The sequence below is a fragment of the Streptococcus sanguinis genome (assembly GCA_013378335.1).
Lineage (GTDB): Bacteria > Bacillota > Bacilli > Lactobacillales > Streptococcaceae > Streptococcus > Streptococcus sanguinis_I.
Genome location: CP040556.1, coordinates 408,700 through 431,401 on the forward strand (window position 1 = coordinate 408,700; position 22,702 = coordinate 431,401).

Annotated in this window: 24 protein-coding genes and 2 tRNA genes; all 26 read left to right on the forward strand. The window is 43.0% G+C overall.

Going from position 1 to position 22,702, the window contains the following annotated elements:
• Positions 1-184: 184 nt before the first annotated feature.
• The 26 genes from FFV08_02215 (at position 185) to FFV08_02340 (ending at position 22,695) form a co-directional block, all read left to right on the forward strand.
• On the forward strand, positions 185-775 hold the full coding sequence (locus tag FFV08_02215) for a DNA-directed RNA polymerase subunit delta (GenBank protein QLB51589.1): 591 nt from the start codon (positions 185-187) through the stop codon (positions 773-775).
• A 120-nt stretch (positions 776-895) separates the two neighbouring features.
• Positions 896-1,582 carry a hypothetical protein gene (locus FFV08_02220; protein QLB51590.1) on the forward strand — a complete coding sequence of 229 codons (687 nt, stop codon included), beginning with the start codon at positions 896-898 and terminating at the stop codon, positions 1,580-1,582.
• A 196-nt stretch (positions 1,583-1,778) separates the two neighbouring features.
• Positions 1,779-3,392 (forward strand): CTP synthase, encoded by a 1,614-nt coding sequence (locus FFV08_02225; protein QLB51591.1) that lies wholly within the window; start codon positions 1,779-1,781, stop codon positions 3,390-3,392.
• Positions 3,393-3,462: 70 nt separating this feature from the next.
• Positions 3,463-3,873 (forward strand): AraC family transcriptional regulator, encoded by a 411-nt coding sequence (locus FFV08_02230; GenBank protein ID QLB51592.1) that lies wholly within the window; start codon positions 3,463-3,465, stop codon positions 3,871-3,873.
• 144 nt (positions 3,874-4,017) lie between these two features.
• Positions 4,018-4,106 (forward strand) — tRNA-Leu (locus FFV08_02235).
• A gap of 174 nt (positions 4,107-4,280) precedes the next feature.
• Positions 4,281-5,162 (forward strand): fructose-bisphosphate aldolase, encoded by an 882-nt coding sequence (locus FFV08_02240; GenBank protein ID QLB51593.1) that lies wholly within the window; start codon positions 4,281-4,283, stop codon positions 5,160-5,162.
• A gap of 199 nt (positions 5,163-5,361) precedes the next feature.
• Positions 5,362-6,354 carry an ATP-binding cassette domain-containing protein gene (locus FFV08_02245; protein QLB51594.1) on the forward strand — a complete coding sequence of 331 codons (993 nt, stop codon included), beginning with the start codon at positions 5,362-5,364 and terminating at the stop codon, positions 6,352-6,354.
• A gap of 1 nt (position 6,355) precedes the next feature.
• Positions 6,356-7,174: an antibiotic ABC transporter permease gene (locus FFV08_02250; GenBank protein QLB51595.1), complete on the forward strand. Its 819-nt coding sequence runs from the start codon at positions 6,356-6,358 to the stop codon at positions 7,172-7,174.
• A 20-nt stretch (positions 7,175-7,194) separates the two neighbouring features.
• The gene (locus FFV08_02255; GenBank protein ID QLB51596.1) at positions 7,195-7,962 is read left to right on the forward strand and encodes a multidrug ABC transporter permease; all 768 of its coding nucleotides are present in this window, start codon (positions 7,195-7,197) and stop codon (positions 7,960-7,962) included.
• Positions 7,963-8,011: 49 nt separating this feature from the next.
• On the forward strand, positions 8,012-8,470 hold the full coding sequence (locus tag FFV08_02260; protein QLB51597.1) for a GNAT family N-acetyltransferase: 459 nt from the start codon (positions 8,012-8,014) through the stop codon (positions 8,468-8,470).
• A gap of 51 nt (positions 8,471-8,521) precedes the next feature.
• Positions 8,522-8,594: transfer RNA gene (locus FFV08_02265), tRNA-Thr, on the forward strand.
• 191 nt (positions 8,595-8,785) lie between these two features.
• Positions 8,786-9,232, forward strand: coding sequence for a LytTR family transcriptional regulator (locus tag FFV08_02270; GenBank protein ID QLB51598.1), 447 nt, complete (start codon positions 8,786-8,788; stop codon positions 9,230-9,232).
• 5 nt (positions 9,233-9,237) lie between these two features.
• Positions 9,238-9,900, forward strand: coding sequence for a hypothetical protein (locus FFV08_02275; GenBank protein ID QLB51599.1), 663 nt, complete (start codon positions 9,238-9,240; stop codon positions 9,898-9,900).
• A 126-nt stretch (positions 9,901-10,026) separates the two neighbouring features.
• Positions 10,027-10,215, forward strand: coding sequence for a 50S ribosomal protein L28 (locus tag FFV08_02280; GenBank protein QLB51600.1), 189 nt, complete (start codon positions 10,027-10,029; stop codon positions 10,213-10,215).
• Between the two features lie 141 nt (positions 10,216-10,356).
• Complete coding sequence (locus FFV08_02285; GenBank protein QLB51601.1) at positions 10,357-10,722, forward strand: Asp23/Gls24 family envelope stress response protein; 366 nt, start codon at positions 10,357-10,359, stop codon at positions 10,720-10,722.
• A 2-nt stretch (positions 10,723-10,724) separates the two neighbouring features.
• Positions 10,725-12,389, forward strand: a complete 1,665-nt coding sequence (locus FFV08_02290) for a DAK2 domain-containing protein (protein ID QLB51602.1) — start codon at positions 10,725-10,727, stop codon at positions 12,387-12,389.
• A 109-nt stretch (positions 12,390-12,498) separates the two neighbouring features.
• Positions 12,499-13,101, forward strand: a complete 603-nt coding sequence (locus FFV08_02295) for a hypothetical protein (protein ID QLB51603.1) — start codon at positions 12,499-12,501, stop codon at positions 13,099-13,101.
• 416 nt (positions 13,102-13,517) lie between these two features.
• Entirely contained in the window at positions 13,518-14,393 is an 876-nt protein-coding gene (locus FFV08_02300) for an ABC transporter ATP-binding protein (GenBank protein QLB51604.1), read from the forward strand.
• Positions 14,394-14,403: 10 nt separating this feature from the next.
• Positions 14,404-15,138 (forward strand): ABC transporter permease, encoded by a 735-nt coding sequence (locus FFV08_02305; protein ID QLB51605.1) that lies wholly within the window; start codon positions 14,404-14,406, stop codon positions 15,136-15,138.
• Between the two features lie 4 nt (positions 15,139-15,142).
• Positions 15,143-16,243: a sensor histidine kinase gene (locus FFV08_02310; protein QLB51606.1), complete on the forward strand. Its 1,101-nt coding sequence runs from the start codon at positions 15,143-15,145 to the stop codon at positions 16,241-16,243.
• Complete coding sequence (locus tag FFV08_02315) at positions 16,240-16,839, forward strand: response regulator transcription factor (protein QLB51607.1); 600 nt, start codon at positions 16,240-16,242, stop codon at positions 16,837-16,839. The genes FFV08_02310 and FFV08_02315 overlap by 4 nt, the downstream gene beginning before the upstream one ends.
• Positions 16,840-17,099: 260 nt before the next feature.
• The gene (locus tag FFV08_02320; GenBank protein ID QLB51608.1) at positions 17,100-18,800 is read left to right on the forward strand and encodes an acetolactate synthase large subunit; all 1,701 of its coding nucleotides are present in this window, start codon (positions 17,100-17,102) and stop codon (positions 18,798-18,800) included.
• Complete coding sequence (ilvN, locus tag FFV08_02325; protein QLB51609.1) at positions 18,793-19,269, forward strand: acetolactate synthase small subunit; 477 nt, start codon at positions 18,793-18,795, stop codon at positions 19,267-19,269. Before FFV08_02320 ends, ilvN begins: the two co-directional genes overlap by 8 nt.
• A 64-nt stretch (positions 19,270-19,333) precedes the next feature.
• Positions 19,334-20,356: a ketol-acid reductoisomerase gene (gene ilvC, locus FFV08_02330; GenBank protein QLB51610.1), complete on the forward strand. Its 1,023-nt coding sequence runs from the start codon at positions 19,334-19,336 to the stop codon at positions 20,354-20,356.
• A gap of 99 nt (positions 20,357-20,455) precedes the next feature.
• Complete coding sequence (ilvA, locus tag FFV08_02335; GenBank protein ID QLB51611.1) at positions 20,456-21,706, forward strand: threonine ammonia-lyase IlvA; 1,251 nt, start codon at positions 20,456-20,458, stop codon at positions 21,704-21,706.
• Positions 21,707-21,762: 56 nt separating this feature from the next.
• The gene (locus tag FFV08_02340) at positions 21,763-22,695 is read left to right on the forward strand and encodes an SPFH domain-containing protein (GenBank protein QLB51612.1); all 933 of its coding nucleotides are present in this window, start codon (positions 21,763-21,765) and stop codon (positions 22,693-22,695) included.
• Positions 22,696-22,702 lie beyond the last annotated feature (7 nt).

Here is a 22,702-nt window from a genome sequence, read left to right on the forward strand (position 1 = left end):
CTTCAACATTCAAAATGAGATCATTTGAAACTAGTGTACAGATGCACTAGTTTCTTTTTGTACTTGTTCCGTGATTTTTCCTGGATTTTCTTTTGACGAAAATAGAAATTTATCGTACAATAGAAAGTAGCGAAAAATTGCAAGAGGGCGACAAGCCTTTACTTAATCTTAAAGGAGATCAACTTTGGAATTAGAAGTATTTGCTGGACAGGAAAAAAGTGAGCTTTCTATGATTGAAGTGGCGCGTGCCATTTTGGAAGCCCGCGGCCGCGACCATGAGATGTATTTTAATGATCTGGTCAATGAAATTCAAAACTATCTGGAAAAATCAAATAGTGAGATTCGTGATGCTCTGCCTTTATTCTACACAGAACTCAATGTAGACGGCAGCTTTATTCCGCTGGGGGATAATAAATGGGGCCTGCGTTCATGGTATGCTATTGACGAAGTGGATGAAGAAATCATCGCCTTGGAAGAGACTGATGAGGACGACGCACCTAAAAAACGCAAGAAGAAACGCGTTAATGCCTTTATGGATGGCGACGAGGATGCCATTGACTACAGCGATGACGATCCAGAAGATGAGGATGGCTACGAAGCAGATCCAGCTCTCTCATACGATGAGGAAAATCCAGACGATGAGAAGAACGAAGTGGAAGCTTATGATGCTGAAATCAACGAAATCGCTCCAGATGATCTAGGTGAAGAAGTCGAACTCAACGAAGAAGATGACGACTACTCTGACGAAGACACGGAGACCGAAGAGGAAGAATAAATCAACCAAAAGAAACAAGGGACGAAATCCTTTGTTTCTTTTAATATTCCTTGAAATATAAGTTCGGAAGGTGTAGAATACTAATAAAATTTAATAAAGAAAAGATGGAGGTATGCTGCTATGAAATTTGTCATTGATAAGAGTCTGGGTGAACTAGGCATAAAAAGTGTCGTTATCGGGATTGCCAAGAATGTTAATCCTCATGCAAAACTGTCTCCCTCATTTCTAAAAAAGAAAAAGGAAATGGAAGACTGGGCTTTAGCCTGCGACTTGGATGAGGTGCTTGAGTCGCCAGTGGTTCAAGGTTATATAGAAATACTCCAGCGCGTAGGTCGCAGTGTCAAGAAAAATCCTCCGACGGTTCCTGCTCTGATTCGCAATATCCAGCATCGAGGCTCGCTCCCTCATATTAATAGCATTATTGATATTTATAATGTCGAAGCCCTGCATTCTCTACTGGCTATTGGTGGGCATGATTTTGATAAAATTGATGGCCAGATAGAATTCACCGTAAGCCAAAAGGAAGATGTCTTTTTGCCTATTTTGTCCAAGGAGAAGCATGTTGCCAAGACGGACTATGTCTATCGGGATGCCAAAGGCATTTTGGCTTGGCTGGATGTTCGCGACAGCGAGTATTATAAGTTTGATGAGGACACCAAGGACGCCATTTTCATTATTCAGGGAAATGCCAACACCTCTGTCGAAATGCGTCTGGAAGCCTTGGAGCGAATCCGTCACGATTTAGCAGAGTGCATGCCCGATGTGGAATTTGAAACACATGTTATCAGTATTGGTGAGAATGGATGAAAATCGACTGAAAATATTTGACAATTTTTTAGGTTTGCGATATCATACTGTTCGGGCACCTCTTTTAGAGGTCAGAGCTTCCTGTTTCCAGGGAGCTATTTTTCTTTTTCAGACAGATTATGGAAAAACCTCCTCTAGATAAGTTTCCAGCAACGACGTGGTTGCTGGAATGAATTGTTTATGAAAAGGAGCACGTATGTCAACTAAATATATTTTTGTCACTGGCGGTGTAGTATCTTCTATCGGAAAAGGGATTGTGGCAGCTAGTCTGGGCCGACTTTTGAAGAATCGCGGTCTCAAGGTTACGATTCAGAAATTTGACCCTTATATCAACATTGATCCCGGCACCATGAGCCCTTACCAGCATGGAGAGGTGTTTGTCACAGATGATGGAGCCGAGACGGATCTGGATCTGGGGCACTACGAGCGTTTCATTGACATTAATCTCAATAAATACTCCAATGTCACCACTGGTAAAATCTATAGCGAAGTCCTGCGTAAGGAACGTAAAGGCGAGTATCTGGGGGCGACGGTCCAAGTCATTCCGCATATTACGGATGCTCTCAAGGACAAGATCAAGCGAGCAGCACGGACGACGGACTCGGATGTGATTATCACCGAGGTCGGAGGTACAGTGGGCGATATCGAGTCTCTTCCTTTCTTAGAAGCTTTACGCCAGATGAAGGCTGATGTCGGAGCAGACAATGTCATGTATATCCATACGACCCTCCTGCCCTATCTCAAGGCAGCTGGAGAAATGAAGACCAAGCCGACTCAGCATTCTGTCAAAGAGTTGCGCGGTCTGGGAATTCAGCCTAATATGCTGGTTATCCGTACAGAAGAGCCGGCTGGGCAAAATATCAAAAATAAGCTGGCTCAATTCTGTGATGTGGCGCCGGAGGCGGTTATTGAGTCGTTGGATGTAGAGCATCTCTACCAAATTCCTCTCAATTTGCAGGCGCAAAAGATGGACCAAATCGTCTGTGACCATCTGAAGCTAGATGTGCCGGCAGCGGATATGACTGAATGGTCAGCTATGGTAGAGAAAGTGATGAGTCTGGAAAAGCAGGTTCAGATTGCTCTGGTCGGCAAGTATGTCGAGTTGCCAGATGCCTATATTTCAGTTGTCGAAGCTCTCAAACATGCCGGCTATGCCAATGATGCGGAGGTTAAGATTAACTGGATTGATGCGAATCAGGTAACGGCCGAAAATGCAGCAGAGCTTCTTGGAAGTGCGGATGGGATTATTGTTCCGGGGGGCTTTGGTCAGAGAGGAACTGAGGGGAAGATTCAGGCAATCCGCTATGCGCGTGAGCAGGATGTGCCTATGTTGGGGATTTGCTTGGGCATGCAGCTAACCTGTGTCGAATTCGCCCGTCACGTCCTGGGATTGGCAGATGCTAACTCAGCGGAGCTCAATCCAGACACACCATATCCGATCATTGATCTCATGCGTGATCAGATTGATGTCGAAGACTTGGGTGGAACGCTGAGGCTGGGGCTCTATCCTTCTAAGCTTAAGTCTGGCTCTAAGGCAGCAGCAGCTTACGACCATCAAGAAGTCGTGCAGCGCCGTCACCGTCATCGTTATGAGTTCAACAATGCTTTCCGCAAGCAGTTTGAGGCAGCCGGATTTGTATTTTCAGGAATTTCACCGGACAATCGCTTGGTCGAAATAGTGGAAATCCCAGAAAACAAATTCTTCGTTGCTTGTCAGTACCACCCAGAGCTTTCTAGCCGTCCGAACCGACCTGAAGGTCTTTATAGGGCTTTTGTCACAGCAGCGGTAGAAAAGAGCCAGGAAAGATAGACTTGCTTTGTCTGGCCTAAGCGACTTTTCTAGAGAAATGTTATAATGAAAAATAAAAGGAGGGAAGAAGATGTTTCTAAACATTTTAGCTAGTATTCGTACTAATAATTTTCAAGATGAGCATTGTATAGAAAAAATCCAAACACTCTGGCAGGAACAAGAGGAAGCTGTGAAAGAAGCTTTTGCCCAAGGCGAACCGGTTTATGCTGTTTATCATGACTATGCCAGTGATTACAAAGGAGACTACAGTCTCTCTATCTGCCGTTTGACAGATGGGGAAGTCTATGATTTTAATACATCCGAGCAGACCTATCAAGTGTTTGAAGCGGATAAGGAGGATCCTCAAGCGGTTCTTCATGCTTGGCAGAGGATTTGGCAGGCAGAAGAAACAGGTGAGCTTCATCGGGACTACACTATTGACTTTGAAAAATACGATCCCGACCAAACGGTGGCTGTCTTTGTTGCGACTCAGCAGCACTGAGTTTTCTGTGTTCCTGCCTTAGCTTTATTTTCGTTTAGTTTTCCCAATTTTACTGATTGAGTAGAAAGTTGATTTTTTGAAATAAAGTCAAAAATTTTCTTGACAAGCCTTAGCTGTCCTGTTATACTAGTAAGGTACTCAATCGCGGGGATGGCGGAATTGGCAGACGCGCAGGACTAAGGATCCTGTGACCGCTTTAGGTCGTGAGGGTTCAAGTCCCTCTCTCCGCATCAAGTAAGCTGGCTTTGGCCAGCTTTTTCTTTTTGCAATAGAGACGCTTAAAAAGGCTGAGTGTCTCCCTGCAATTCTTTAAAATTTCAGGAAAAACTAGCAATTTTAGTGAAAAAGTGATAAAATAAACAATGTAAGTGGTTTAACCACAAAAAATAAGAGGAGGCCTGATAAGAATGGCAATCGTTTCAGCAGAAAAATTTGTCCAAGCAGCTCGTGACAATGGTTACGCAGTTGGTGGATTCAACACAAACAACCTTGAGTGGACTCAAGCTATCCTGCGTGCGGCAGAAGCTAAGAAAGCACCAGTGCTTATCCAAACTTCAATGGGTGCTGCTAAATACATGGGTGGCTACAAAGTTGCTCGCAACTTGATCGCTAACCTTGTAGAATCAATGGGCATCACTGTACCAGTTGCGATTCACTTGGACCATGGTCACTACGAAGATGCACTTGAGTGTATCGAAGTTGGTTACACTTCTATCATGTTTGATGGTTCACACCTTCCAGTAGAAGAAAACCTTAAATTGGCTAAGGAAGTTGTTGAAAAAGCACACGCTAAAGGTATCTCAGTAGAAGCTGAAGTTGGTACTATTGGTGGTGAAGAAGACGGTATCATCGGTAAAGGTGAATTGGCTCCAATCGAAGACGCTAAAGCAATGGTTGAAACTGGAATCGACTTCTTGGCTGCAGGTATCGGTAACATCCACGGCCCATACCCAGCAAACTGGGAAGGTCTTGACCTTGACCACTTGAAGAAATTGACAGAAGCTCTTCCAGGCTTCCCAATCGTATTACACGGTGGTTCAGGTATTCCTGATGACCAAATCCAAGCAGCTATCAAACTTGGTGTTGCCAAAGTTAACGTTAACACTGAATGCCAAATCGCTTTCGCTAACGCAACTCGTGCATTCGCTCGTGACTACGAAGCAAACGAAGCAGAATACGACAAGAAGAAACTCTTCGACCCACGTAAATTCTTGGCTGACGGTGTAAAAGCTATCCAAGCATCAGTTGAAGAACGTATCGACGTATTCGGTTCAGAAGGTAAAGCTTAGTCTAGCTGAATAATACAGATGAAACCTGCCCATTGGGTGGGTTTTTTTGTGTGTGATAAAATATGATAATTATTTTTGAATTACCTATGTTCGTTTGGAAGTAAAAGTGGTAGTATAGTGAAGAGATAAGATTCTATTTTCCTTAGTTTGGTAGGGAAATGGTTTGTAACATGAATTAATGATAGGATATTGAGAAAGTATGGCAATGATAGAAGTGGAACATCTTCAGAAAAATTTTGTAAAAACAGTTAAGGAACCAGGATTGAAAGGAGCATTGCGCTCCTTTATTCATCCCGAAAAGCAGACCTTTGAAGCGGTCAAGGATTTGACCTTTGAGGTTCCAAAAGGGCAGATTTTAGGATTTATCGGGGCCAATGGTGCTGGAAAGTCGACAACCATTAAAATGCTGACAGGGATTTTGAAACCGACATCAGGATTTTGTCGGATTAATGGCAAGGTTCCGCAGGATAATCGCCAAGACTATGTCAAAGATATTGGAGTAGTCTTCGGACAACGAACCCAGCTATGGTGGGATTTGGCCCTGCAAGAGACCTATACTGTCTTGAAGGAGATTTATGATGTGCCTGACTCGCTTTTCCATAAGCGCATGGACTTTTTGAATGAAGTCTTGGATTTGAAGGAATTTATCAAAGATCCCGTGCGGACTCTTTCACTGGGGCAACGGATGCGGGCGGACATTGCGGCTTCCTTGCTCCACAATCCCAAGGTTCTCTTTTTAGATGAGCCGACCATTGGTTTGGATGTTTCGGTCAAGGATAATATTCGCCGGGCAATCACGCAGATTAACCAAGAGGAAGAAACAACCATTCTCTTGACCACTCATGACCTGAGTGATATTGAGCAACTTTGTGATCGGATTTTTATGATTGATAAGGGGCAGGAGATTTTTGATGGAACGGTGAGCCAGCTTAAAGAAACCTTTGGCAAGATGAAGACTCTTTCCTTTGAACTGCTACCAGGTCAAAGCCAGCTTGTCTCTCACTATGCAGGTTTGCCTGATATGACCATTGATAGACAAGGAAATATCCTCAACATTCAATACGATAGTTCCCGCTATCAGTCAGCTGATATTATCAAGCAAACCTTGTCTGATTTTGAGATTCGCGATTTGAAGATGGTGGATACGGATATTGAGGATATTATCCGTCGCTTCTACCGAAAGGAGCTCTAAGATGGTCAAATTGTGGAGACGTTATAAACCCTTTATCAATGCAGGGATTCAGGAGTTGATTACCTATCGAGTCAACTTTCTTCTTTATCGGATTGGCGATGTCATGGGTGCTTTTGTGGAATTTTATCTCTGGAAGGCTGTCTTTGATTCCTCGCAAGAGTCTTTGATTCAGGGTTTCAGTATGGCAGATATCACCCTCTACATCATCATGAGTTTTGTGACTAATCTTCTGACTAGGTCGGATTCTTCCTTTATGATTGGTGAGGAGGTCAAGGATGGTTCCATTATCATGCGTTTGTTGAGACCAGTGCATTTTGCGGCTTCTTACCTCTTTACGGAACTTGGATCCAAGTGGTTTATTTTTATCTCTGTTGGACTGCCATTTTTAAGTGTCATCGTATTGATGAAAATTTTATCTAGGCAAGGGGTTGTAGAAGTGCTGGGATTAACCATCCTTTATCTCTTTAGCTTAATCCTAGCCTACCTGATCAACTTTTTCTTTAATATCTGCTTTGGATTTTCAGCCTTTGTGTTTAAAAATTTATGGGGCTCTAATCTGCTTAAGAATTCTCTGATTGACTTTATGTCTGGGAGTTTGATTCCCTTGACCTTCTTTCCTAAAATCGTTTCAGATATTCTGTCCTTTTTGCCTTTTTCATCCTTGATTTATACTCCAGTCATGATCATTGTTGGGAAATTCGATGCCAGTCAGATTCTTCAAGCACTCGTTTTGCAGTTTTTCTGGCTCTTAGTGATGGTGGGCTTGTCTCAGTTGATTTGGAAACGAGTCCAGTCATTTATCACCATTCAGGGAGGTTAATATGAAAAAAATATCAACGCATGCATCTGATTTTTATCAGACAATACATCAAGCAAATCATGGAGTACAAGGTCGATTTTGTGGTTGGTGTTTTAGGTGTTTTCCTGACTCAAGGCTTGAACCTCTTGTTTCTCAATGTACTCTTTCAACACATTCCATCGCTAGAAGGATGGACCTTTCAAGAAATTGCCTTTATCTATGGTTTTTCCTTGATTCCCAAGGGCTTAGACCATCTCTTTTTTGACAATCTCTGGGCACTGGGGCAACGCTTGGTGCGAAAAGGAGAGTTTGACAAATACCTGACTCGGCCTATCAATCCTCTCTTTCATATCCTCGTTGAGACCTTTCAGATTGATGCCTTGGGAGAACTCTTGGTCGGTGGCATCCTACTGGGAACAACAGTGACTAGCATTGCTTGGACCTTTCCTAAATTCTTGCTCTTCCTAGTCTGTATTCCTTTTGCGACCTTGATTTATACTTCTTTAAAAATCGCGACTGCCAGTATCGCTTTTTGGACCAAGCAGTCAGGTGCTATGATTTACATTTTCTATATGTTCAATGACTTTGCTAAGTATCCGATTTCCATTTACAATTCGCTTCTTCGTTGGTTGATTAGTTTTATCGTGCCTTTCGCCTTTACGGCCTACTATCCTGCTAGCTATTTCTTGCAGGACAAAGACGGGCTCTTTAATATCGGTGGTTTGATTCTGATTTCTCTTATCTTCTTTGTCATTTCCTTGAAACTATGGGACAAGGGCTTAGACGCCTACGAAAGTGCGGGTTCTTAAGGGGGAAATAGGATTAGAGTTAAAAATTAAATCAAGAAAGGAGCTTGATATGCTAGTAATTGAAGAAGTGAAGGAAGAAAAACAAAAGATGATGGTAGTCGCTGAAGTTTTAAGGGATTTACCAGAGTGGTTTGGAATACCTGAAAGCACACAAGCTTACATTGAAGGAGCCGCGGATTTGCAAGTTTGGGCTGCCTATCAGGAGAGCGATTTGACGGGCTTTATCAGCTTATCCTACTCTAGTGAAGATTGTGCTGAGATTGACTGCTTGGCTGTTAAGAAATGCTATCATAGAGCGGGAATTGGCAGTCACCTTCTAGGAGCTTTGGAAAGTACTGCTCGTCAAAAAGCATCCTACCTGCAAGTCAAAACGGTAGCACCAGGTCATTATTCTACTTACGACAAAACGAACGCTTTCTATCAGGCTCAGGGCTTTAAAAAGTTAGAAATCTTTCCTGAACTTTGGGATAAGAGCAACCCTTGTTTGATTTGGATTAAGAGGTTGTGAAATTTTCTCTTGACAAAATAACTCAAGATGCTAAAATGAAAGGGAATAAGAGCCGATTTAGCTCAGTTGGTAGAGCAACGCACTCGTAACGCGTAGGTCACAGGTTCGATCCCTGCAATCGGCATCTTAATTTGGAAGCTTAAAGGCTTCTTTTTTCTTTGTTCTTACTAGATTTTTTTACTTGTATAGGACAGGTATGTTTTCTATCATCTCTTGCAAACCACTTACCGGTCAAAATTGACCACTTACTGAAAAGGCCTTGTTTCTCGGGAGTTTCTTGTTATAATAAAGATAAGCAGATGGAAAGGAGAGCCTATGAACATTCGGATAGAATTAGATCAGAGTTTGGATGAAACAGAAATGGTGATAAAAGTTTCGCGGCTGGATGAGCGGATTCAGCTTATCCAGGAAGCTCTGGAAGAAACGGCGACTCCGTCCATTCTTTTCTATAAGGAAAGCAGTGAGTACTTTCTTGATATAGCGGACATTCTCTTTTTCGAGACGGACGGCAGCAAGATCTTTGCCCATGCCCGCAATGATGCTTATGAGGTCAAGCTAAAACTCTATGAGTTAGAAGAGATTCTGCCCCGTTATTTCTGTCGGATTTCAAAGTCCACCATTGCCAATATCAAGGCTATCTATGCTTTGGACAAGTCCTTTTCAGGAACGAGCACCGTCCAATTTTACAATACCCATAAACAGGTGCATGTGTCTAGGCATTATTATCAGTTAGTAAAAGAAAAGTTAAGTGAAGTGAGGTAATGATTATGAAAAAAACAATTTTTGGAATCGGCTTTCTAGTCTTGGCAGCTTGGGTCCTTCTGCAGGGGAATTTTGGGATTCCTGCCTTCAATTTTAATATTTGGCCCATGTTAGTAGTTGCAATGTTTGCCTATTTTGCCTTGGAAAATTTCTTAGAAAGAGACTTTGGCACTGGGCTTATCATGGCAGTTATTGCGTTGATTATTGCTAATGCCGTTTACCACTTTTTAGCCATTTCAACAGGAACCTTGGTTTTGGGTGGTATTCTGGCTTGTATTGGTCTCAATATGATTTTCAAGCCCCAGCGCATTTTTAAGGGGCGTATCTTCTCAACTGCCTCTTCTTCCTCAAAAGACGATATTGCTTTTGGAAGCGGCACTCGCTATATCAACTCAGATAACTTCACCTACGAAAAGCTAGACTGTGCTTTTGGCAGTGCATCGGTTTACTTTGATAATGCAAGGATCGAAGGCGACTCAGCAACTTTTGAAGTGGATCTGTCTTTTGGCAGTGTGATGCTTTATGTGCCCAGTGACTGGCGTGTAGAGCTGGATGTAGATAATGCCTTTGGCTCTGTCTACAATCCCCGCAATGTTAATGAAAAGAGAAAAACTCTCTATGTCAAAGGGAACGTGGCTTTCGGCTCTTTGAAGATTAGCTATGTTTAGGAAAACGGATTAATTTCGAAAGTTTGGAGAAATGTACTTGTCAAACGTCAAGTTTTTTGGTAATATAGGAAGGTATGTGGTGCTAGCACATCCGTAATATTAGATCTAATAGGAGGAAACACGATAATGGCTAAAGTATGTTACTTTACTGGTCGTAAGACTGTATCAGGAAACAACCGCTCTCACGCGATGAACCAAACAAAGCGCGCTGTTAAACCAAATCTTCAAAAAGTTACTGTTTTGATTGACGGTAAACCTAAAAAAGTTTGGGCTTCAGCTCGTGCCCTTAAATCAGGTAAAGTTGAACGCGTTTAATCTTAATTAAAAAGGATGGAAAGTTTCCATCTTTTTTTGCTTGGAAATTTCCGCCTAGACAGTTGATTTAGACCCTTCCTCTTTTACACCCTGTATAAAATATGGTAGAATAAACTATAAAATACTTTTGAGGTACAAATTATGACTGTGAAAATTAATACAAAAGATGGTCAAATTGAGCTGACTGATGATGTGATTGCGACAATCGTCGGTGGTGCAGCGACTGAAATTTTTGGTGTAGTTGGCATGGCCAGCAAAAATGCAATCAAGGATAATTTTCAAGCCCTTTTAGGAAAAGAAAACTATGCTAAGGGCGTGGTTGTGAAAGCGACTGATGAAGGTGATATCGCAGTTGATGTCTACACTGTCTTAAGCTATGGAGTCAAAATCAGCGAAGTTTCCAAAAACATCCAAGAGCGTGTTAAATTCAGTTTGGAAAACAAGCTCGGAATTACTGCTCATGCAGTGAATGTTTATATCCAAAATATTAAAGTCGTAGGAGAATAATCGTGGCAAATATTACTACTAGTTTATTTCAAGAAATGGTGCAGGCAGCATCTACTCGCTTAAATAAACAGGCTGAATATGTAAACTCTTTGAATGTCTTCCCGGTTCCAGACGGAGATACAGGGACCAACATGGGCATGACCATTGAAAATGGTGCCAAGGAAGTGTCAGATAAGTCTGCTTCAACAGTTGGAGAAGCGGCAGGTATCTTTGCGAAAGGTCTTTTGATGGGCGCGCGTGGTAACTCAGGAGTTATCACTTCCCAGCTTTTCCGCGGTTTTTCTCAAAGTGTGAAGGAGCTGGAAGAGCTGACTGGTGAAGATCTAGCTCTGGCCTTTCAGTCTGGTGTAGAAGTGGCTTACAAAGCTGTTATGAAGCCGGTTGAGGGAACGATTTTGACTGTTTCCCGCGGTGCGGCTATCGGAGCTAAGAAGAAAGCTGAAGTCACTAATGATGCTGTAGAAGTTATGAAAGCGGCTCTTGAAGGAGCCAAGTCTGCTCTGGCTAAGACACCGGATATGCTGCCGGTTCTGAAAGAAGTTGGTGTTGTGGACTCTGGCGGTCAAGGGCTGGTCTTTATCTACGAAGGCTTCTTGTCTGCTCTTACAGGCGAATATATCGCTTCTGAGGACTTTGTGGCGACACCTGCGACCATGTCTGAGATGATCAACGCTGAGCATCATAAGTCTGTAGCTGGCCATGTGGCAACAGAAGACATCACTTACGGCTACTGTACAGAAATCATGGTGGCTCTCAAGACAGGGCCAACCTATGTAAAAGACTTTGATTATGATGAATTCCGTAACTACCTCAACGATTTGGGAGATTCCCTGTTGGTAGTCAACGATGATGAAATCGTCAAAGTCCATGTTCATACTGAAGATCCAGGACTGGTTATGCAGGAAGGTCTCAAGTATGGTAGTTTGGTCAAGGTCAAGGTTGACAATATGCGCAACCAGCACGAAGCGCAAGTTGAAAAGGAAGAACGCTCAGCTAAGCCGGCTCAAGAAAAAGAATTTGCGATTATCGCTGTAGTGGCTGGTGATGGCTTGGCTGAAATCTTTAAGGCTCAGGGAGTTGACTACATCATCTCTGGTGGGCAAACCATGAATCCATCAACAGAAGACTTCATCAAGGCTGTGGAGCAAGTTAATGCTCGTAATATTATTATCTTGCCAAATAATAAAAACATCTTCATGGCAGCCCAATCAGCAGCAGAAGTGATTGAACAGCCTGCAGCCGTGATTGAGACTCGCACAATCCCTCAAGGTTTGACCAGTCTCTTAGCTTTTGATGGCAGCAAGACTATCGAGGAAAACCAAGAGCGTATGACTGCAGCCTTGGCAGAAGTAGTCAGCGGCAGCGTGACGACTGCGGTTCGTGATACGACGATTGATGGCTTGGAAATTCATGAAAATGACAACCTCGGTATGGTGGATGGTAAGATTGTTGTTTCTAATCCAGATATGCTGACAGCTTTGAAAGAAACGTTCAGCAAAATGCTCAATGAAGACAGCGAGATTGTCTCTATCTATATCGGTGAAGACGGCAGCGAAGAGTTGGCTAGCAGTCTTGCTCAAGATTTGATGGAACAATTCGAGGATGTCGAAGTAGAAATTCATCAGGGCAGTCAGCCGGTTTATCCATATATTTTTAGTGTTGAATAGCATAAAAAGGCAATCGAAAGGTTGCCTTTTGTCATTTTGTGGAAAATACTTAGACAAGAAACTGGTATTATGTTATACTGTAACAAATAAAAAGTAAAAAAGGTGAACTATGAAAAAATTTTTCATTCTTGTTATTTCTGCTTCGGTACTCTTGACAGGCTGCATGTTTCCTAACTTCAGCAAGCATCGTCCTAGACATTCTTCTGAATCAGCTGCTTCTTCTAGGCGGACTAAAACCAGCTCTAGCTCCAGCGAGTCATCCAGTTCTTCCTCTGAAAGTACAGAGATTGTCTCTAAAACTTTAGTCGGAGACATTGAGGGCATCCATCATCGAGATACCATTACCTATCAGGGTAAGAAAATCTTGAATCTTCGGATGGAATTGCTCACTTCCTTGCCAGAAGACGCTAGTGCAGCTTCAGCTACTTTGACTCCAGAGGAAATGACGGCTATCATTCGGGAAGGGATCCAGTCCGATCCAAACTTTGTAGCAGCTAAGAGTCTGGAAGGTGTTAATATTGATTATTCAGTTACAGCAGAGAAGAAATTGCAGACCTTAATTGAAATTGACCTGCAGAAAGCTAATGTTGAGGAGATAGAAAAGAATTCTCTCTTCCAAGATTTGGATCTTAAGGATATTAAGGAAAGCACACCTGAGATGTTTATTCTGAGTCTGAAGCTCAACGGTCTCAAAGAAGAAGGGCAGAGCTAAAATTTAAAAATGGTTGGTCTCTCATCTTACAATTGGGTAGCTAGTTTAATGAAAAAGTTTTTAGCTTAGGCTACTTTAAGTTCAGTTTCTATCTAAATTGCAACAGACATACAACTAGTCGGCCCCTCTCAACGAGGGTGGCCGACTTTTTTGTGTCTTCATGCATAAGGGATATAATCTGATTATTCCAAAATTTGCGAGCTCTGTGCTCTAAAAGCAGAATAGTGACATTTGTCATGTCAGCTGGTGACAAAATCAACTAGTAGGAAAAATTTCTTTGCCTTATAATATAGTTAACAAAATGATAAAAGGTTGCTGTAAGAATTCAAAAAGCATTTGGTCTGTGTTCTTCTTCCGGTTTTGGAAAAATAAAGAAAAGATGCACATACTGTTTATCAAATCAAAGGAGGAGCAAAATGGAACTGATTGAAGTAAAGAAGCTTTCTAAAAGCATTCGCGGTAAGGAGATTTTAAAGGATATTTCCTTTGAAATCTCCCAAGGTGACTGTGTAGCCTTGATTGGTCCCAACGGAGCAGGGAAAACGACTCTCATGGACTGTTTGCTGGGCGATAAGTTTCTGACAGCAGGTCAGGCAAGGATTCAGGGGCTCAAACCAACTGACAATCATCTCAAGCAGTCGGTAGCGATTTTACCACAGGAAAATACAGTGGTAGAGGATTTGAAGGTCAAGGAACTCTTGACGTTCTTCCAAGCTATCTATCCAAACAGTCTGTCCAATCAAGAAATTGATAACTTGCTGCAATTTACAGACAAGCAAAAGAATCAGTTGGCCAGCAAGCTGTCTGGTGGACAAAAACGTCTCTTCTCTTTTGTTCTGAGTCTGATTGGCCGCCCTAAGATTCTGTTCTTGGACGAACCGACTTCAGCTATGGACACCTCCACTCGGCAGCATTTCTGGGAAATTGTTAATCAGCTCAAGCAGCAGGGAGTGACCATCGTTTATTCTTCGCACTATATCGAAGAAGTCGAGCATACGGCAGATCGGATTTTGGTGCTGCACAAGGGTGAGCTGATTCGGGATACGACGCCTTATGCCATGCGCAGTGAGGAGCAGGAAAAACACTTCACCTTGCCGCTGACTTATCAGTCTGTACTGGAAAAGCTGGATAATGTGACTGACTTAGAAATCAAGCAAAAGGCTTTATCTTTTGCTACAAGAGATGCTGGACAGGTCTGGCAGGTTCTGCAGGAACACGGCTGTACAATCGAAGAGATTGAAGTACGTAACCGTACCCTCTTGGATAGTATTTTTGAAACGACACAAGAATAGGAGAGTAATCATGAAAAATATGGCAAGTCTTATGAAGATTGAGTTGATTTTAATGAAGCGGCAGGCTGCTTATTATCTCTTGTCTATTGGTTTGCCCAGCGTCTTTTACCTGATTTTCTCAGGAATGATGTCTGGAAGTGATACGCCTGATCTTGTGCTTCAAGGCTACCTCTTCTCAATGACTGTTTTTAGTATCATGTCTAGTGCCTTCTTTAGCATTCCAAGCACTTTGCAATCTGATAAAAATAATAATTGGCAAAAAATGATTCAGCACTCGCCGATTTCTATGGTAAAATATTATATATCAAAGCTTTGCAGTACGCTGTTGACTTTTATGCTTTCTATCATCGTAGTCTTCTCGATTGGGCATTTTGTTCGCGGGGTTAATCTACCAATGGTAGACTGGCTTCTTATTGCCGTGATCCTTCTGGTAGGAAGTGTGGTCTTTATTGCTATGGGTGTATTGGTCAGTCTCTTGCCAAGTGCTCAGCTCATGTCTGTTGTGGGAAATATCGTCTATATGGCACTGGCTGTTCTGGGCGGTCTATGGTTTCCTCTGACTATGTTTCCAAAATGGCTCCAGCCAATCGGTAAGTTGACACCAAGTTATCAACTGATGCAGGTTGTGTCTTCTTATCTAGAACACCATCAGTTTAATGGTAAGGCAGCCTTGATTGTTCTGATTTATACGATTTTGGTCAGCATTCTTGTGCTGCAGCTCAAAAAGCGAATTGAGGTAAAATAAATTCATGTGGGAAAAACTTAAACAAGTCCACTATATGTTTCATATTGCGCTGGTCTTTATTATCTTTCCAGTTGCGGGAGTGATTAGCGGGGAATACCCGCTTTTCCTCTTGTTCTGGACAGCTATTTTTGTTGTGGCTTACTATGCGGTCTTGTTAAGTAACCATCGCCTTATCCAGTTTTTTTCTTGGTGGCTCTTGATTGCTTACATATATTATGGTTCTGTCTGGCTAAATACAGGTTTTACCTGGTATATTTTTTATCTATCCAATCTTCTTATTTACGAACTGGGTGATATCTCCTTTAAGTCTTGGCGTTTTTTGACCTTTATCGTCTTGCAGCCTGCTATTGTTCTGACTAATTATTTGATGGGCAATGTTGGTCCAGCAGAGCTGATCTTCTTTATTGTAACCTTTCTCTTTTCAGATGGTTTGACTTTTGGTCTCCATCGGATTCAAACGACAGAGCGAATCAAGGAAGAAAAGGTCAAGCAAAATGCCCAGCTGAACCTTTTTCTGGCGGAAAATGAGCGCAATCGGATTGGTCGAGACTTACATGATAGTCTAGGACATACCTTTGCTATGCTCAGTGTTAAGGCGGAGCTGGCTCAGCAGTTTTTGCAGATGGAAGCCTATGACAAGGCAGCAAAAGAACTGCAGGAAGTGCAAGAAATTAGTAAGAAGTCCATGGCTGATGTTCGGCGGATTATTAACGATCTAAAGGAGCGAACTCTGAATGAAGAATTGGTGACCATTCGAGCCATGCTGGAGATGAGCGGTGTCCAGGTCGAGATAGATAACCAACTCAATGTTGCCAGTATCCCACCGAGTCAGCAGTCAACAATCAGTATGATCTTGCTGGAGACGGCGACCAATATCATTAAGCATGCCCAAGCTAAAAAGAGCTGGTTCTCTTTAGTGAAGAAAGATGAAAAAATTGTTTTAGATATTCAGGATGATGGTTGTGGTTTTCAAAAGCTGACTGGTCGAGAGTTGCATAGTATTCGAGAGCGACTGTCTGCCTTGTCAGGAAGGATTGAGATTCTTAGCAGCCAAGATCCAACATGGATTCGGATTGAATTGCCATACGGAGGGAAGGAAGCATGAAACTTTTGTTAGCAGAAGATCAAAGTATGCTGAGAGATGCTCTAGCTCAGCTCTTGCAACTGCAGCCAGATGTCAAAGAAGTCTATCAGGCCGCGGATGGGCAGGAGGCCATTGACTGTCTCAGGTCAGAAGCTGTTGATGTGGCTATTTTGGACGTGGAAATGCCTAACCAGACTGGCCTAGACGTTCTCGAATGGGTCAAGGCCAATCAACCAAACATCAAGGTCATCATCGTCACAACCTTCAAGCGACCGGGTTACTTTGAGCGAGCTGTTAAGGCGGATGTAGATGCTTATGTGCTCAAAGAGCGCAGCATTGCGGATTTAATGAAGACCATCCACACCGTTCTAGATGGGCAAAAGGAATATTCGCCGGAATTGATGGAGGTACTGATGACCAGCAGGAACCCTCTCTCTCAGCAGGAGAGGCTAGTCCTACAAGCAGCAGCGGCTGGCCTGTCCAATAAAGAAATTGCTGAAAAACTCTTCCTGTCAAATGGAACGGTTCGTAACTATATGTCTACCATTTTGACCAAGCTAGATGCTGAAAACCGAACAGAAGCCGTCCGAATCGGGCAAGAGAAAGGCTGGTTATAGATAGCATACTCAGTTTTGTAGAAAAGATGAGGAGTGGTAGCTTTCCCATAAACGGAACATTTGAGAGCTAATAATTATAATGAAAGGTCAGTACTATAGATATAGTTCTGGCTTTTTATCTTTTGTTTGAAAAACATTCGGATTTAGATAAAAAATCAAGAAAAAAATTAACTAGCGGCTTGCAATTTTTTTCAAAAATGTTATCATAGTAGAAAGCTTTTTGAATTTTTAGAAAATTGTAAATAAATGAAAGGGGAAGAATGGAGAAAATCAAATTAGAAACTCCTAAGACAGGTTCGGAGCTTGTTTTGGAAACCTTGAAGAGTCTTGGTGTTGATACGATTTTTGGCTATCCTGGCGGAGCTGTGCTGCCGCTTTATGATGCTATTTATAGTTTTGAAGGCATCCGCCACATTCTAGGTCGTCATGAGCAAGGCTGTGTTCACGAAGCAGAAGGCTATGCTAAGTCTACTGGGAAAATCGGAGTGGCAGTTGTGACCAGCGGTCCGGGAGCTACCAATGCCATTACCGGAATTGCTGATGCCATGAGTGATAGCGTACCCCTTTTAGTCTTTACTGGTCAGGTGGCCAAGGCTGGAATCGGTAAAGATGCCTTTCAGGAAGCAGATATTGTCGGCATTACGACCCCTATTACAAAGTACAATTACCAGGTTCGGGAGACGGCGGAAATTCCGCGCATCATTACAGAAGCTATTCACATTGCGACGACAGGTCGTCCTGGACCGGTCGTTATTGATTTGCCTAAGGATGTCTCAGCTCTGGAAACTGACTTTATCTATGACAGCAAGTTGCATCTACCGAGCTATCAGCCGACTATTGAGCCTAATGAATTGCAGATTAAGAAGATTATCAAGCAGATTTCTAAGGCTAAAAAGCCGGTCCTTCTTTCAGGAGGCGGTATTAGTTATGCCGGGGCAGCAGCAGAGCTGGTTGCTTTGGCGGAGCGGTATCAGATTCCAGTAGTCACTACCTTGTTGGGTCAGGGAACCATTGCGACAGACCATCCTTTGTTCTTAGGTATGGGTGGAATGCACGGTTCTTTTGCGGCCAATATTGCCATGACTGAGGCTGACTTTATGATTAGTATCGGCTGCCGCTTTGATGACCGTCTGACCGGTAATCCGAAAACCTTTGCTAAGAACGCTAAAGTAGCACATATTGATATCGATCCAGCAGAAATTGGAAAGATTATCAGTGTAGACATCCCTATCGTAGGGGATGCGAAGAAAGCCCTGCAGATGCTGCTCAATGAAGAGCAAGTGCATAACAATACCAGTCAGTGGATTGAAAAAGTAACCCGGGACAAGGAGCGGGTCCGCTCGTATGATAAAAAAGAACGTGTTGTCCAGCCTCAGGCTGTTATTGAGCGTGTGGGCGAGCTGACCGAGGGTGATGCCATCGTCGTAACAGACGTCGGCCAGCATCAAATGTGGACAGCCCAATATTATCCTTATAAAAGCGAGCGCCAACTGGTAACATCTGGCGGTCTGGGAACCATGGGCTTCGGTGTGCCTGCAGCGATTGGGGCCAAGATTGCCAATCCGGATAAGGAAGTCGTGCTCTTTGTCGGAGACGGTGGTTATCAGATGACCAACCAAGAGATGGCTATTCTCAATATCTATAAGATTCCGATTAAGGTCATCATGCTCAATAATCATTCATTAGGCATGGTGCGCCAGTGGCAGGAAGCTTTCTATGATGGTCGTACCTCTGAGTCAGTCTTTGATACTTTGCCAGATTTCCAGCTCATGGCTCAGGCCTATGGTGTTAAAGCCTATAAATTTGACAATCCGGATACCATTGTTCAGGATTTGGAAGTCCTGAAGGAAGATATACCAATGTTTATCGAGGTAGATATCTCTCGCAAGGAGCACGTTCTTCCGATGGTGCCGGCTGGCAAGAGCAATCATGAGATGTTGGGGGTGAAGTTCCATGCGTAGAATGTTGACAGCTAAACTCCAAAACCGTTCGGGTGTCCTGAATCGTTTCACGGGTGTTCTTTCTAGACGTCAGGTTAATATTGAGAGTATCTCAGTCGGAACGACGGAAAATCCGGAAGTATCCCGTATCACCATCATCATTGATGTGGCTTCATTGGCAGAGGTCGAGCAGATTATCAAGCAGCTCAATCGTCAGATTGATGTGATTCGGGTTCGAGATATCACGGACCGCCCTCACTTGGAGCGTGAAGTGATTCTGGTTAAGGTCTCGGCTCCAGCTGATAAGCGGGCAGAGATTCTGTCTATTATCCAGCCATTCCGGGCGACAGTTGTGGATGTAGCACCTAGCTCTATTACCGTTCAGATGACTGGTGATGCGGAGAAGAGCGAGGCTCTGCTTCGGGTCATCCGCCCATATGGTATTAAAAATATTGCTCGGACTGGAGCAACAGGCTTTACCCGAGATTAAATCAAACATTTAATTTGTTAAAACCGCCTAATAGGCAATAAAAATAGAAAAGAGAGTAAAACTTATGGCAGTAACAATGGAATACGAAAAAGATGTAAAAGTAGCAGCACTTGACGGTAAGAAAATTGCCGTAATCGGCTATGGTTCACAAGGTCATGCCCATGCGCAAAACTTGCGTGATACAGGTCACGACGTGATTATCGGTGTTCGACCTGGTAAGTCATTTGACAAGGCTAAAGAAGATGGCTTTGATACTTATACAGTAGCAGAAGCTGCTAAATTGGCTGATGTCATCATGATTTTGGCTCCGGATGAAATCCAACAAGATCTCTATGAAGCAGAAATCGCTCCAAATCTGGAAGCTGGCAATGCTGTTGGTTTTGCTCATGGTTTCAACATCCATTTTGAATTTATCAAAGTTCCTGCCGATGTAGATGTCTTTATGTGTGCACCGAAAGGCCCTGGTCACTTGGTTCGCCGTACTTTTGAAGAAGGTTTTGGTGTGCCAGCTCTCTATGCTGTTTATCAAGACGCTACTGGAAATGCCAAAGATATCGCAATGGACTGGTGTAAAGGTGTTGGTTCAGCTCGTGTTGGACTTCTTGAAACAACTTATAAAGAAGAAACAGAAGAAGATCTCTTTGGTGAACAAGCTGTGCTTTGTGGTGGTTTGACTGCCCTGATCGAAGCAGGATTTGAAGTTCTGACTGAAGCAGGTTATGCACCAGAATTGGCTTACTTTGAAGTGCTGCACGAAATGAAACTGATTGTAGACTTGATCTATGAAGGTGGCTTCAAGAAGATGCGTCAATCTATCTCAAATACAGCTGAATATGGTGACTATGTATCTGGTCCGCGCGTGATTACTGAGCAAGTCAAAGAAAACATGAAGGCGGTCTTGGCTGATATCCAAAACGGTAAATTTGCCAACGACTTCGTTGACGACTATAAAGCTGGCCGTCCGAAACTCACTGCTTTCCGTGAGCAAGCTGCTAATCTGGAGATTGAAAAAGTCGGTGCAGAATTGCGTAAAGCAATGCCATTCGTTGGTAAAAACGACGACGATGCCTTCAAGATTTATAATTAAGATAAAGAGCAGATAAGACATTAGGGGTTGGAATGCGAATTCCCAGCCCCTTGTTTTGCTTGATAGAGAATAAACTGGAAAGACAGGGAAGGAAGAAACATGCTCAGAGCAAAAGATATCACGCATGCTCATAAAGTGTTAAAAGATGTGGTTGTCAATACACCGCTTGACTACGATCACTATTTGTCAGAGAAGTATCAGGCTAAAATTTACCTGAAGAAAGAAAATATGCAGCGGGTGCGCTCTTTTAAACTCCGCGGGGCTTATTACGCTATTTCTCAACTTAGCGAAGAGGAGCGCCAGCGTGGGGTTGTCTGTGCTTCTGCGGGCAATCACGCCCAAGGAGTGGCCTATACATGTAAGGAAATGAAAATTCCAGCAACCATTTTTATGCCAATCACGACCCCTCAGCAGAAGATTGGTCAGGTTCGCTTCTTTGGCGGTGAGTTTGTAGACATCAAGCTGGTTGGAGATACCTTTGATGCTTCGGCCAAGGCAGCGCTTGACTATACTAAATCTGAAAACCGCACCTTTATCGATCCTTTTGATAATGAAGATGTCCAAGCAGGTCAAGGGACTGTAGCCTATGAAATCTTAGATGAGGCTAAGAGAGAAGCTATTACTTTTGACGCAGTTTTGGTACCAGTTGGCGGCGGCGGCCTGATATCAGGAGTCTCAACCTATATCAAAGAAAGTCAGCCAACTATTGAAGTTATTGGTGTGGAAGCCAACGGTGCCCGCAGTATGAAAGCAGCCTTTGAAGCAGGTGGTCCAGTCAAGCTTAAAGAAATCGATAAATTTGCGGACGGTATCGCAGTCCAGAAAGTCGGTGCATCAACCTATGAGGTCACACAAAAGAATGTTCAAAATCTTATCGGTGTAGACGAAGGGCTTATTTCAGAGACCATCATTGACCTATACTCTAAGCAAGGGATTGTCGCAGAGCCAGCTGGTGCTGCCAGTGTCGCAGCTTTGGAAGTCCTGAGCGAGTTTATCAAGGGGAAGACTATCTGCTGCATTATCTCAGGTGGGAATAATGACATCAACCGCATGCCAGAGATGGAAGAGCGAGCGCTTATTTATGATGGTATCAAGCACTATTTCGTAGTTAACTTCCCGCAGCGTCCTGGTGCCCTGCGTGAGTTTGTGAATGATATTTTAGGGCCTAATGACGACATCACTCGTTTTGAATATATCAAACGGGCAAGCAAGGGAACGGGTCCGGTTCTCATTGGTATAGCTCTGGCAGATAAGCATGATTATGCTTCTTTGATTAACCGTGTTGAGCAGTTCGATCCCTCCTTTATCAATCTGAACGGAAATGAAACACTCTACAATATGCTTGTCTAATTCTAAAGATATTTTAGCCTAATTTGTATGCTTTCGTTTGAAACTACAAATTAAATATGTTAGAATATACTATAGTGAATCAAGGAGGCTTGAACATGTTTTTTATTCCATTTTTCTTTATCATATTGATCATAATCTTTGTATTCTTGATGCTTAGTGCAGTCTATGTGGTTCGTCAGCAATCTGTGGCAATCATTGAGCGTTTTGGACGCTATCACAAAACTAGCAGCAGCGGTATCAATTTCCGTCTTCCTTTAGGGATTGACAAGATAGCGGCTCGCGTTCAGCTGCGTTTGCTGCAGAGCGAGATTATCGTTGAGACTAAGACGCAGGATAATGTTTTCGTAACCATGAATGTTGCGACCCAGTATCGTGTAAATGAGAACAACGTAATTGACGCTTATTACAAACTTATGCGTCCTGAAGCACAGATTAAGTCCTATATTGAAGATGCCCTTCGTTCTTCCGTTCCAAAACTGACCTTGGATGAGCTCTTTGAAAAGAAGGACGAAATTGCCCTAGAAGTCCAAAAGCAAGTGGCAGAAGAAATGTCGACCTATGGCTATATCATTGTCAAAACTCTGATTACCAAGGTTGAGCCGGACGCTGAAGTTAAACAGTCCATGAACGAAATCAATGCGGCGCAACGCAAGCGTGTGGCTGCTCAGGAATTGGCTGAAGCGGATAAGATTAAGATTGTGACGGCTGCCTCTGCGGAGGCCGAGAAAGACCGTCTCCACGGGGTTGGTATTGCCGAGCAGCGGAAGGCCATTGTGGATGGTTTGGCAGACTCTATCAAGGAATTGAAGGGAGCCAATATTGAGTTGACAGAAGAGCAGATTATGTCTATTCTTTTGACCAACCAGTACCTGGATACACTGAATAATTTTGCAGATAGTTCGGGTAATAATACCATCTTCCTTCCAGCAAATCCAGAAGGAGTCGAAAGTATTCGGACTCAGATACTTTCAGCCCTCAAAGCTAAGTAAAGAAAAT

Coding starts and splice junctions, on each gene's coding strand:
- FFV08_02220 (QLB51590.1), top strand. CDS start 896: ATGAAATTTGTCATTGATAAGAGTCTGGGTGAACTAGGCATAAAAAGT.
- FFV08_02225 (QLB51591.1), top strand. CDS start 1,779: ATGTCAACTAAATATATTTTTGTCACTGGCGGTGTAGTATCTTCTATC.
- FFV08_02230 (QLB51592.1), top strand. CDS start 3,463: ATGTTTCTAAACATTTTAGCTAGTATTCGTACTAATAATTTTCAAGAT.
- FFV08_02240 (QLB51593.1), top strand. CDS start 4,281: ATGGCAATCGTTTCAGCAGAAAAATTTGTCCAAGCAGCTCGTGACAAT.
- FFV08_02245 (QLB51594.1), top strand. CDS start 5,362: ATGGCAATGATAGAAGTGGAACATCTTCAGAAAAATTTTGTAAAAACA.
- FFV08_02250 (QLB51595.1), top strand. CDS start 6,356: ATGGTCAAATTGTGGAGACGTTATAAACCCTTTATCAATGCAGGGATT.
- FFV08_02255 (QLB51596.1), top strand. CDS start 7,195: ATGCATCTGATTTTTATCAGACAATACATCAAGCAAATCATGGAGTAC.
- FFV08_02260 (QLB51597.1), top strand. CDS start 8,012: ATGCTAGTAATTGAAGAAGTGAAGGAAGAAAAACAAAAGATGATGGTA.
- FFV08_02270 (QLB51598.1), top strand. CDS start 8,786: ATGAACATTCGGATAGAATTAGATCAGAGTTTGGATGAAACAGAAATG.
- FFV08_02275 (QLB51599.1), top strand. CDS start 9,238: ATGAAAAAAACAATTTTTGGAATCGGCTTTCTAGTCTTGGCAGCTTGG.
- FFV08_02280 (QLB51600.1), top strand. CDS start 10,027: ATGGCTAAAGTATGTTACTTTACTGGTCGTAAGACTGTATCAGGAAAC.
- FFV08_02285 (QLB51601.1), top strand. CDS start 10,357: ATGACTGTGAAAATTAATACAAAAGATGGTCAAATTGAGCTGACTGAT.
- FFV08_02295 (QLB51603.1), top strand. CDS start 12,499: ATGAAAAAATTTTTCATTCTTGTTATTTCTGCTTCGGTACTCTTGACA.
- FFV08_02300 (QLB51604.1), top strand. CDS start 13,518: ATGGAACTGATTGAAGTAAAGAAGCTTTCTAAAAGCATTCGCGGTAAG.
- FFV08_02305 (QLB51605.1), top strand. CDS start 14,404: ATGAAAAATATGGCAAGTCTTATGAAGATTGAGTTGATTTTAATGAAG.
- FFV08_02310 (QLB51606.1), top strand. CDS start 15,143: ATGTGGGAAAAACTTAAACAAGTCCACTATATGTTTCATATTGCGCTG.
- FFV08_02315 (QLB51607.1), top strand. CDS start 16,240: ATGAAACTTTTGTTAGCAGAAGATCAAAGTATGCTGAGAGATGCTCTA.
- FFV08_02320 (QLB51608.1), top strand. CDS start 17,100: ATGGAGAAAATCAAATTAGAAACTCCTAAGACAGGTTCGGAGCTTGTT.
- ilvN (QLB51609.1), top strand. CDS start 18,793: ATGCGTAGAATGTTGACAGCTAAACTCCAAAACCGTTCGGGTGTCCTG.
- ilvC (QLB51610.1), top strand. CDS start 19,334: ATGGCAGTAACAATGGAATACGAAAAAGATGTAAAAGTAGCAGCACTT.
- ilvA (QLB51611.1), top strand. CDS start 20,456: ATGCTCAGAGCAAAAGATATCACGCATGCTCATAAAGTGTTAAAAGAT.
- FFV08_02340 (QLB51612.1), top strand. CDS start 21,763: ATGTTAGAATATACTATAGTGAATCAAGGAGGCTTGAACATGTTTTTT.